2 protein-coding genes and 1 pseudogene are annotated in these 2310 nt (G+C 71.3%); all 3 read right to left on the bottom strand.

The window, feature by feature from the left end; translation table 11 throughout:
* Positions 1 to 185 precede the first annotated feature (185 nt).
* Positions 186 to 764: a hypothetical protein gene (locus VIB55_RS06815; protein ID WP_331875919.1), complete on the bottom strand. Its 579-nt coding sequence runs from the start codon at positions 762 to 764 to the stop codon at positions 186 to 188.
* Between the two features lie 61 nt (positions 765 to 825).
* The gene (locus VIB55_RS06810) at positions 826 to 1581 is read right to left on the bottom strand and encodes a carboxypeptidase-like regulatory domain-containing protein (RefSeq protein ID WP_331875918.1); all 756 of its coding nucleotides are present in this window, start codon (positions 1579 to 1581) and stop codon (positions 826 to 828) included.
* A 197-nt stretch (positions 1582 to 1778) separates the two neighbouring features.
* A pseudogene (locus VIB55_RS06805) lies at positions 1779 to 2310 on the bottom strand (hypothetical protein); the annotation flags it as partial.

The raw sequence follows: 2310 nt of genomic DNA, 5'->3' as shown, positions 1-2310 counted from the left end.
TCACCTTCTCGGGGCCCCGGGTCGTCGTGGGTTCGGCGGCCGTCGCGCACGCCGCGGCGGCCAGAACGAGCGTGGAAGCAAGAATGGCGCGTAGCATCTGGTTCTCCGGAAAGGGTGGAAGGCAGGTGCGGGGGTCGGCCGGCGCTGCCCTCGTTTCGCTGGCCGATCCCGCGCCCTCGCCGGCTTCAGCTCGCGGTGGCGCGTGCCAGCACGGCCCGGGCGATGGCGCTTTCCAGCTCTCCCGTGCTGGTGCAGGCGACGGTGCCGCTGGCCTCGGCGCTCGTGTACACACCCTCCACCACCGTGCGCAGGCGGCTTCCGTCACCCTCGGGGGTCACGGACGAAAGAACGGACAGGCGAATCGGGAAGGCGTTCGCGGCGGCGCCCTGCAGCCCCGTGTTCCCGCAGTCCAGGTAGGTGGAGAGCGGCACCCGTCCCAGGCGCCCGCGCGCCCGCACTTGGGTATTGCCCGTGGTGCGGTTCGGCGCGTCGATCGTGCCGATCGTGATGCCCAGGTCCTGGTACACGCCTCCCAGCACGCTGAACACGGCGTCGGGCGCGCGGGCGATCTGTGTTTCCGCCATCGCCGCGTAGCTGGTGGTGGTGACGGGCGTCACCCGGGAGCCGCCCCCGGCGTCGACGGTGGTGATCACCGTCGTGTTGCGGGTTACCCGTTCGGGACCCCGGGTGGTCGCGGGCTCGGCAGAAGCCGCGCACCCGGCGGCGGTAAGAACGAGCGTGGAAGCAAGGATGGTGCGTAGCATTTGGCTCTCCGAAAAGGGATGGAAGGCAGTGCCGGGCGCGCCGGCGCTGCCGCGATTTCACTTACGCCTTTCGCCGGCTCCAGATCACGATCACGCCGCACCCCGTCTCCGGCCCGGCGAACTGCGGCGGTGTCTGGCTCGGTCCTCGGTACACCTCCATGGCCTCGATGGCGGCGACGTGGATGATGTCGTCGATGCCCTCGGCCCTCACCACCGGCATCCCGTCCAGGAACACCGCGGGCGGGCACGCCCGGCCCGTTCCCCCGGACCGGCCCAGCGACACGCCGGCGCGGCCCTGGATGGTGGCCCTCCGCACCCCGGGAACGGTGCCCAGGACGTCCGACATCCGCGCCCCGCGGGTACGAGCGATGTCGTCCCGCCTCAGGAACAGCCCCGGCGCCGACCGCTCGCGGGCATAGAACCCCGCGCGCTCCAGGTCGGCCAGGTGCGGAGGCTCGGAGCGGCTGTGGATGACCAGCGGGTCCAGGTTGATGGACTCCACCGACATGTGCAGGTCCACCTCGAGCGCCTCGCGCGCGCCCACGTCGAAGCCGGGGCTGGTCACGGTCCGGTAGCCGATGCGCTGGGCCTCGAGCCGGTAGCTGCCCGCGCTCCGCAGGTCGAGCGAAAAGGCACCGGCGGAATCCGACATCGTCCGTCCGATGCGCCGGCCGCCGGCGCTTACGGCCGTCACCTCGGTCGTGGGGATGGGCGCCATCGTCGCCCGGTCCACGATCCGGCCGCGGACGACCTGCGCGTCCAGCCCGGCGGCGGTGACCAGGCAGAGGGTGGCGTGGAGAAACGTGTGACGCAGCATGGGGTGCGCTCCGGGTTGGAGGCAGCGTTCGTTTTTGTACCGCCGGCGGGGTGCCGGACGTGGCCGCGGGGAATGCGCTGTCTGTAGCCTACGCGGGCCGGGCGCGTTTGTCCAGCCTCGTGAAAGGGGGTGCCGAAAACATCTCGGCACCCCCTTCCGGCGATCGGTCCTGCCGCGTACCGCGGGTCAGGCCTGGATCAGGCCTGGTCCACGTTGCACTTGGCCGGGTCGTACAGCGTGTTGTTGATCTCGGCGAACGGGATCGGCAGCGCCACGTCGTTGCCGAACACGCCGCCGGGGCCGTAGAAGTAGGTGCCCGTGGGGAACACCGTCGACTCCGAACGGCCGTACTGACGGATCAGGCGGCGCAGGTCGCCCAGGCGGTGGCCCGTCACGTACATCCACAGCGCGCGCTCGCGGAAGAGCAGGTCCACGCGGCCGGCCGCCGTGCCCGGGTCCGTCAGCGGAGCCAGCGTCTGCGGGAACGAGGCCTTGATCGCGTCCGTGATGGACGGGTACAGCAGCGGGATCAGCGTGGAAGCCGACGCCCGAAGCGTGTTCAGCGTGGCCAGCCACGCACCATCGTTCGGGTTGGCCGCCAGCTGCGCCTCGGCCTCGATCAGGCGCGCCTCGACGCCCGAAGCGAGCGGTACGTCGGCGTTCTGGTCGACGTACCGGCCGTCCTTGAACAGGTTGACCCCGCCCGCGAAGGCGCCGCCCCCCGAGAAC

The sequence above is a fragment of the Longimicrobium sp. genome, from assembly GCF_036554565.1.
In the GTDB taxonomy this organism is placed as follows: Bacteria; Gemmatimonadota; Gemmatimonadetes; order Longimicrobiales; family Longimicrobiaceae; genus Longimicrobium.
The sequence above is the reverse complement of the archived record's forward strand: the minus strand, read 5'-3'. Positions and strand labels throughout refer to the sequence as shown.